The sequence below is a fragment of the Rathayibacter sp. AY1E8 genome (genome assembly GCF_002931415.1).
Classification (GTDB): Bacteria; Actinomycetota; Actinomycetes; order Actinomycetales; family Microbacteriaceae; genus Rathayibacter.
This window is the reverse complement of record NZ_PSVI01000088.1, coordinates 1-7,691: the sequence shown is the minus strand read 5'-3', so window position 1 is coordinate 7,691 and position 7,691 is coordinate 1. Positions and strand designations below refer to the sequence as shown.

The window sequence follows — 7,691 nt, the reverse complement described above, 5'->3', positions numbered from 1 at the left end:
CCGAGCGCTGCGCCTGCAGGCCGCTCGACGCGTAGCCGCTCCTACCGGAGCCACGGAGGCGCCACCACCGGCGCGCTCTTCGCTAAGCTGATTCCCAGTCGGGGTCAGTGCTGCCCACCGCATCGAGAGCGGGCACTTCGCATTGCGTGAGGGTGTTCGCATTGTCCATCCCTCTTGGAGAGTCAACCGTGCCCAGAATCCTGATCGTCGGAGGCGGCTACGCCGGCTTCTACACCGCGTGGAAGCTCGAGAAGCAGCTCCGCCCGCACGAGGCAGAGGTCACGATCGTCGACCCGCTGCCCTACATGGCGTACCTGCCCTTCCTCCCCGAGGTCGCCGCGGGGTCGATCGAGCCGCGCCACGCGATCGTCTCGCTCCGCCGCCACCTCAAGAAGACCGCGATCCTCGCCGCCAAGGTGACGAAGATCGACCACGCGAACCGCACCGCGTCGATCACCCCGACCGTGGGCGAGCCCTACGAGTTCGAGTACGACCAGATCGTCGTCACCGCCGGCTCCGTCTCGCGCACCTTCCCGATCCCGGGCGTCGCCGACAACGCGATCGGCCTGAAGACGATCGAGGAGGCGACCGCGATCCGCGACCGCATGCTCACGAACTTCGACAAGGCCGCGTCGCTCCCCGCCGGCCCCGAGCGCTCGCGCCTGCTGACCGTCACGGTCGTCGGCGGCGGGTTCGCGGGCATCGAGGTCTTCGCCGAGCTGCGCTCCTTCGCGAGCGCGCTGCTCAAGCGCTACCCCGAGATCGACTTCGAGGAGACGCAGTTCCACCTCATCGAGGCGATGGGCCGGATCATGCCCGAGGTCGCCCTCGAGACGAGCCACTGGGTGCTGAAGAACCTCGACCAGCGCGGCGCCACCGTGCACCTCGACACGCAGCTCAAGTCGGCCGAGAACGGCGTCATCCAGCTGTCGACGGGCGAGAGCTTCGAGTCGGACCTGATCATCTGGACCGCGGGCGTCATGGCGAACCCGTCGATCAAGAACTCCGACCTGCCCATCGAGGAGCGCGGCCGCCTGCGCGTGCGCGCCGACCTCCGCGTCGGCCACGACGACGTGCTCGTCGAGGGCGCCTGGGGCGCCGGCGACGCGACGGCCGTCCCCGACCTCACCGGCGGCGGCGTCGGCGGCTTCTGCGTGCCGAACGCCCAGCACGCCGTCCGCCAGGGCAAGCTCATGGCCAAGAACATCACCGCGGTGCTCCGCGGCGAGGAGCCGGTCGACTACGTGCACAAGAACCTCGGCGCGGTCGCGGGCCTGGGCATCGGCATCGGCGTGTTCCAGTCCGGCAAGATCGCCGTGAAGGGCTTCCCCGCCTGGGTGATGCACCGCGGCTACCACGGTCTCGCCATGCCCTCGTGGGAGCGCAAGTTCCGCGTGGTCTGGGGCTGGTGGAACAACCTCTGGCTCGGCCGCGACATCGCCTCGATCGAGGCCCGCGAGTACCCCCGCGGCTCCTTCGAGACCTACGCGTCGCGTCCGCGTCCGGCGGCCCCGGCCGCCGAGGCTCCGGCCGCGCAGGCCCCGGCGCAGATCCCCGGCCAGGCCGGTGCTCCGGTCCCGGTCGGCGGCGAGCCCGCCAAGTCCTGACACCGCCGCCGGGAGGGTCGCTCCTCCCGGTGGTCGCCCCCATAGCCCAATCGGCAGAGGCAGACGACTTAAAATCGTCTCAGTCTGGGTTCGAGTCCCAGTGGGGGCACTCCGTCCGACGTGCCGCTCTCTAGGCGGCGCGGGCGTGCGCGCTGCGTCGAGCGGGCTCGAGCAGCCCGGCCTCGAGGGCCTGGGTGATCTCGCCCGGGGTGCAGTCGGCGCAGAGCACGACGAGCTCCTCCTCGGTGTCGCGGCCGCCGGAGCGGTCGAGGACGACGGCGTCGGTTCCGCAGAGTGCGCATTCGATCATGCGGGTACCGTACGTCCGACCTCCGACATGCGCGCGGCAGCGCCCCGGCGCGTCTCGCCCGGATCCGGCAGGGCGCCGGGCGCGCCTCCGGACCGGTCGTCCTTCCGGCCGGAGGAGCCCGGTGTTCGGGAATCGGACGAGGATCCCGCGCGCCCGCGCCGCCTCGCCTAGAGTCGTCACCGGGCGGTTCCGAGCCCGGGCGCCCGCGTCCGGATGCGAGCCGCCCGGTCCACGGCGGGCGCCGGAACGGTCCCGCTTCTCGTGCCCGCGGGCACCGTCATGCACCGCCCGGCGACGGGCGGCCGGGAGGCCCCCATGGGGAAGCTGCTCTACGGAGCCTCGGGAGTCGAGATCGAGTTCGACGACCGCACGCTCACGCACGTCCAGATCGTCATCGCCAACAAGCTGCGCCGCCGCGAGAGCTTCTTCTTCTCCTGGCGGGACGACCCCGCGGTCGGCGACGGCCGCTCGAGCATCTGGCTCGACCCCTCCGTGCCCCTCTACTTCAAGTACTTCGGCGGACGGGTCCCCTCGATCAACCGCACCTGGATCGACCTGCTGACCGTCTCGGCGAACTCGTCCGGCGGGCTGCAGCTCGTGCAGGAGCCGGACGCCGCCCCCACCCCGCCGCCGAAGGGCGAGCAGGGCGCCTGACCCCCACCCGCCACGCCCCGGAGAAGAGCCCCATGCAGCGCGACGTCTCGGCCCACCTGACCCTCGACGTCGCGGCTCCGGCCGCCCTCGTCCTCTCGATCGCGGTGGCCGACGCGTACGGGGCGGAGGAGTCGCTGACGCTCACCGTCGACGGCCGCCCGCTCGCCGCTCGCGAGGTGATCGACCAGCACGGCACCCGGCTGCACGTGCTCGACGCGCCGGTCGGGCACCTCGTCGTGGACTACTCCGCGCGCGTCCTGGGACGCCTCGATCCGCTCGAGGGCGACGAGGTGGACCGGCTGCGGTACCTGCGGCCGAGCCGCTACGCCGAGTCGGACGTGCTGTGGGCGACGGCCCGGGCCGAGTTCGCCGGCCTCGCCGGGGCGGACCTCCTGCACGCGGTGAGCTCCTGGGTCGGCACGCGGCTGGCGTACGTCCCCGGCTCGAGCCTTCCGACGGACGGGGCCGAGCGGACGCTGCTCGCCCGCCGCGGCGTCTGCCGCGACTTCGCGCACCTCGTCGTCGCCCTCCTCCGGGCGCTGGACGTGCCCGCCCGACTGGCGGCCGTGTACGCGCCGGGACTGCAGCCGATGGACTTCCACGCGGTCGCGGAGGCCTGGATCGAGGGGGAGTGGCGCGCGGTCGACGCGACGACGCTCGCGCCGCGGTCGAGCCTCGTGCGGATCGCGACGGGACGCGACGCGGCCGATACCGCGTTCCTCGGCGTCTACGGCGGCATCGCGACGCTGCGCGAGCTGACCGTCGGCGCCGTGGCCGACGTGCTGCCGGGCGACGACCTCGACCGGCCCGTCTCGATCGGCTGAGCGGGCTCCGAGCCCGGCTACTCCGACTCGACGAAGCGCCGCCAGGCCCAGATCGACGTGCACACCGCGCTGAAGGCGACGACGGCGAAGAGCACCGGACCCGCTCCACCGTCGGTCGACCAGGACGCGATGGTCGGGGTGAGCAGCACGAACAGCACGGTCGTCGCGAGGAGCGTGAGCCCGAGCCAGAGCAGCGGGGACCAGCGCAGGATGCTGCGGCCGGCGGGGCGCCCGACCGGGAACAGCAGCACCACGCTCGAGCCGACCGAGATCAGCGTGGTCGCGCTGAGCACCTCCGCGGCGAGCACGGAGCCGAAAGAGCCGTCGGGCGGGACCACGGAGGAGGCGCCCCAGGCGAGTCCGGCGAGACCCAGCAGCGAGACGACGCGGACGGTGGAGAGCTTCGCGCGGTCGACGGCGGATGCGCCCTCGGGGAGGACGAGGCCGATCACCACGCCGAAGAGGAGCGCCGGGTCCAGTCCCGCGAAGCGCGAGACGAGAGCGGCCGCCGCGACCAGGAGCAGCGCGCGCGGAGCGGCGACGACGCCGATCCCGCTGACGCCGATCCGCCGGCCGACCAGCGCGGGGACGGCGGCGGCGACCGCGTTGACCACGGCGACGGCCACGATGACGGCGATCAGCAGGCGCAGGTAGGCGGGCTGGCCGTCGACGCGTCCCGAGAGCAGGACGAGGCCGGCTGCGCAGCCGATCATCCCGACGACCATCAGGCGCGGCGAGGCGGGACCGGTGTCCGGCTTGTCGTCGTACTCGACGGCGGCGCGGTTCCGGCCCGTGAGGTGCCAGCTGCGCTCGGCGCGGGGCGCGCGCCCGGCCGCGGCGAGGCGGGCCGGCACGACGACCAGGGCGAGCGAGAGCAGAGCAAGGGCGAGGGAGCGCATCCAGTCGGCCATCGAGACGACGGGCGATCCGGCGGACAGCGCGGTGGTCATCCCGGTCGCCGCGCTCCAGCCGCCCGGCTCGGATCCGGCGTCGGGGGCGGGCTGCGGCGGCACGTCACCGCCGTCCTGGTCTGGAGCCGGGACCGGTGCTGCGGTGGGCTCGGCGGTCGGCTCGTCCTCGGGCGCGGGCGCGGCCTCTCCGGGGCGGACGGGCGACGGGGACGCGGTCGGCGCCGCACTGCTCGGAGCGGGAGACGCGGCGGCCCCGGGTGCGGTGGGCGCGGCACCGGGGGCGGCCGGCGTCGTCGCGCTGGGCGTGCCGGTGGGAGCGGTCGTCGCCGCCGCGAAGGTCACGTCGATCCAGGGGCTCGGCGGGCTGTAGTTGCCGGCGCTGTCCCCGGCGATGGCGGAGACCCGGTGCGCGCCCGCCGTGATCGTGCCGCCGGTGCAGCTCCAGGCGCCTCCGCTGACCGCCGCGTCGCAGGTGTTGACCCGGTCCACGTACACGTAGGCGCGGGTGCCGTCCACGCCCGTCCCCGAGTAGGACGCGCCGCCGAGCGGCAGGGCGGCGCCGTTCGACGGCGAGGTGAGGGCGGGGGCGGCAGGAGCAGCGGTGTCGACCACGAGGGTCACCGGCGCGCTGGCCGGCGAGGCGGCGCTGCCGGCGAAGGAGGCGGTCTGCGTCGCGGTGACGCGGTAGCTGCCCGGCGCCGGAGTGGGGGCGAGCTGGCAGAACCATGCGCCGCCGGAGTCGGCGGTGGCCAGGCACGCGGCGCCGCCGTTCGAGACCGCGGCGACGCTCGCGCCGGGGTAGGCCGTGCCGCGGACCGAGCCCGCGGAGGTCGCCGAGCCGTCGACCGACTCGATGACGGGGGCGCTGAGGACGGCGATCGGGACGGCGGCCGAGGTGGTCCCGCCGCCGGCGAGGAGCTCCACCGCGACCAGGGTCGCCGGCCCGTCGTCGAGGGAGACGGCGCAGCTCCAGCCGCCGTCGGGGCCCGCGGTGGTGATGCAGAGGGGGTCGCCGCCGCCGCGGAGCCCGATCTGCACCTGGTCCCCGGCCGTCGCCGTGCCGGTGACCGTCGTCGCTCCCGTGCTGAGGACCGCGCCGGAGGAGGGAGCGGTGATCGTGAGAGCGGCGGCCTGCGCGGCCGGAGCGGCCAGCCCGGAGACGGAGGCGACGGCCGCGAGGAGCACCAGCAGCAGGGCGGCCGTGCGCCGCGGGGATCGGCGGAGTCGGGGCACCGGCACGACCGGTGAACCCCCCGGTACTGCCACGTCGACGCCCGATTTCACGATGCGTCCATTGCACGGGGGCAGGGGGGAGCTGTCAAGCGCGCCGCACCACTGTTCCCGGATGTACACCATCCGGAGGAGGCGTCTCAGTCGGTCGGGGGAGTCGGGGAGATCCGGGAGAGCGCTTCCGCGAGAATATACCCGTCGATCAGATCCGGAGGACAGTGGAATGCGCGAAGACGAGGCCCGCGGGCGCGATCGGCGGGAGGTGCGCGTCGAGGCTGCGCGCTTCGACGATCCGCGCGAGCTGGGCGGGCTCCTGCCGCCGGGCCTGCGCATCGGACTGGCGCAGAGCGCCTTCCAGACGGAGGGCTCCCTCGAGACGGGCGGCCGGGGCCGGTCGGTGTGGGACGACTTCGCGCTGCGACGGGGGACGATCGCCGAGGAGGCCACTCCCGAGATCGCGACGGACTTCCTCCTGCGCTGGCGCGAGGACCTCGCGCTGCTGGTCGATCTCGGCGTCGACGAGCTCCGGCTCTCGGTCTCGTGGCCCCGGCTGCAGCCCGACGGCCGCGGGCCGATCGACCGCGGAGGGCTCGGCTTCTACGACCGCCTGCTCGACGGGCTCGCCGAGACGGGGATCCGGGTCGCGCTGACCCTGCACCACCGCGACACCCCGTCGGCGCTCAGCGGCGGCTGGATGAACCGCGACACCGCGTTCCGCTTCGGCGATCTCGCCTTCGAGCTCGGCGGGCGGTTCGGCGACCGGGTCGCCGACTGGATCACCCTCGACCAGCCGTCGACGGTGATGCTCGAGGGCTACGCGCTCGCGCGGCAGGCGCCGGGCGCCGGCCGGCTGTTCAGCGCCCTGCCGGCGCTGCACCACCAGCTCCTCGGGCACGGCGTGGCGCTGGAGGCGCTGCGGGCGGCGGAGGTGACCGGGAGGATCGGCCTCGTCGACGCGCTCGCGCCGGTCGAGCCCGCCTCGGACGACGACCGGGACCGCGCCTTCGCCTCCCTGGCGGACGTCCTGCGGAACCGCCTGGTGGCCGACGCCGTGCTGACCGGGTTCTACCCGGTCGGACCGGAGGAGCTGCCGCCGTTCCTCGGCGCCCTCGCGCAGGCGGATCCGGTCGACCTCGCGCGCATCTCGGCTCCGCTCGACTTCTACGCGGTCGCGCCGCTGCCGCCGCTGCGGATCGTGGCGGGCCGCGACCCGGCGCTGCCGACCGGGGTGGGCGCTCCTCCCGCGCTCCCCTTCCACACGGCGCCCTGGCCGGAGCTGGACCGCACGGGCGACGGCTCGCCGGTCGCACCCTGGGCGGTGGTCTCGGTGCTGCGGTCCCTCGTGGAGCGCTACGGCGACGCCCTGCCGCCGCTGGTGGTGACCGCGCTCGGCGCGAGCTACCCCGACGAGCCCGATCGCGAGGGTGCGATCGTCGACACGGAGCGGATCCGCTGGCTCGGGGCTCACCTGGCCGCTCTCGCCGAGGCCGTCCACGACGGACTGCCGGTGGAGGCCGTGCAGCTCTGGACCCTGGTCGACGCGTTCGAGTGGCAGCACGGCTACAGCCGCCCGCACGGGCTCGTGGCCGTCGACACGCGCAGCCGGGACCGCGTGCCCAAGGCGTCGTTCGACTGGCTCCGGCGCGTCCTCGACGCCCGCTCCTGACGCGGGGGCGTGCGAGACTGCCGCCGTGCGCAGCCTCCTCGCCCTTGCCTCCGTCCTCCACGCCGACCCCGCCCCGGTGCTCGCCGCCCTCGCGGACGTCCTCGCCGCCGACGGCGCCTACGAGCGGCGGGGGAGCGGGCTCGAGCGCCGGCTCCCCGTGCTCGGCGTCGAGCAGTGGCGGGTCCTGGCGGACGAGGAGGGGGCCCGGGTCGAGTGCGAGCTGGTCGCCGCACCCGCCTCGTCGGCGCTCGCCGGGGTCCTCCTCCGGCGGCGGATCCGCGAGGCGCCGGACCGGTTCCGCGCGGTCGTGACCGCGGTCGCCGACGCGGTGGAGTGACGCTCCGGGGACGCCCGCGCGGGTCCGCTCCGACGCCCGCTCTCCGCTCCGCCCGCCGCCCCGACGATCTCGCGGGCGGAGCGCCGGCGTCCCTCCTCCACCAGCCAGCGGGTCAGCGGCTCCAGCAGATCGAGGTCCGCGCCCTCGACGGG

7 protein-coding genes and 1 tRNA gene are annotated in these 7,691 nt (G+C 74.8%); 6 read left to right on the top strand and 2 right to left on the bottom strand.

Annotation, left to right across the window (positions count from 1 at the left end; all coding sequences use genetic code 11):
* Positions 1 to 188 precede the first annotated feature (188 nt).
* Both C5C74_RS16350 and C5C74_RS16345 read left to right on the top strand, forming a co-directional pair.
* On the top strand, positions 189 to 1,607 hold the full coding sequence (locus tag C5C74_RS16350) for an NAD(P)/FAD-dependent oxidoreductase (RefSeq protein WP_104324663.1): 1,419 nt from the start codon (positions 189 to 191) through the stop codon (positions 1,605 to 1,607).
* 35 nt (positions 1,608 to 1,642) lie between these two features.
* Positions 1,643 to 1,716 (top strand) — tRNA-Leu (locus C5C74_RS16345).
* A gap of 21 nt (positions 1,717 to 1,737) precedes the next feature.
* Here C5C74_RS16345 and C5C74_RS16340 read toward each other — a convergent pair.
* Complete coding sequence (locus tag C5C74_RS16340) at positions 1,738 to 1,917, bottom strand: hypothetical protein (protein WP_104225020.1); 180 nt, start codon at positions 1,915 to 1,917, stop codon at positions 1,738 to 1,740.
* Between the two features lie 315 nt (positions 1,918 to 2,232).
* Here C5C74_RS16340 and C5C74_RS16335 point away from each other — a divergent pair, with 315 nt between their 5' ends.
* On the top strand, positions 2,233 to 2,571 hold the full coding sequence (locus C5C74_RS16335) for an ATP-dependent DNA ligase (RefSeq protein WP_068211888.1): 339 nt from the start codon (positions 2,233 to 2,235) through the stop codon (positions 2,569 to 2,571).
* A 32-nt stretch (positions 2,572 to 2,603) separates the two neighbouring features.
* Positions 2,604 to 3,395, top strand: coding sequence for a transglutaminase family protein (locus C5C74_RS16330; RefSeq protein WP_104234572.1), 792 nt, complete (start codon positions 2,604 to 2,606; stop codon positions 3,393 to 3,395).
* Positions 3,396 to 3,412: 17 nt separating this feature from the next.
* Here C5C74_RS16330 and C5C74_RS17180 read toward each other — a convergent pair whose 3' ends face one another.
* Positions 3,413 to 5,539, bottom strand: a complete 2,127-nt coding sequence (locus C5C74_RS17180; protein ID WP_181134726.1) for a hypothetical protein — start codon at positions 5,537 to 5,539, stop codon at positions 3,413 to 3,415.
* 220 nt (positions 5,540 to 5,759) lie between these two features.
* On the opposite strand from C5C74_RS17180, the gene C5C74_RS16325 reads away from it, so the two are divergent.
* Positions 5,760 to 7,202, top strand: coding sequence for a glycoside hydrolase family 1 protein (locus C5C74_RS16325; RefSeq protein WP_181134725.1), 1,443 nt, complete (start codon positions 5,760 to 5,762; stop codon positions 7,200 to 7,202).
* Positions 7,203 to 7,227: 25 nt separating this feature from the next.
* Positions 7,228 to 7,539: a hypothetical protein gene (locus C5C74_RS17585; protein WP_104227427.1), complete on the top strand. Its 312-nt coding sequence runs from the start codon at positions 7,228 to 7,230 to the stop codon at positions 7,537 to 7,539.
* Positions 7,540 to 7,691: the final 152 nt, after the last annotated feature.

What these genes read in the sequence shown, in the direction of transcription:
- C5C74_RS16340 (WP_104225020.1), bottom strand. Translation starts at nt 1,917, where the DNA reads ATGATCGAATGCGCACTCTGCGGAACCGACGCCGTCGTCCTCGACCGC.
- C5C74_RS16325 (WP_181134725.1), top strand. Translation starts at nt 5,760, where the DNA reads ATGCGCGAAGACGAGGCCCGCGGGCGCGATCGGCGGGAGGTGCGCGTC.
- C5C74_RS16335 (WP_068211888.1), top strand. Translation starts at nt 2,233, where the DNA reads ATGGGGAAGCTGCTCTACGGAGCCTCGGGAGTCGAGATCGAGTTCGAC.
- C5C74_RS16330 (WP_104234572.1), top strand. Translation starts at nt 2,604, where the DNA reads ATGCAGCGCGACGTCTCGGCCCACCTGACCCTCGACGTCGCGGCTCCG.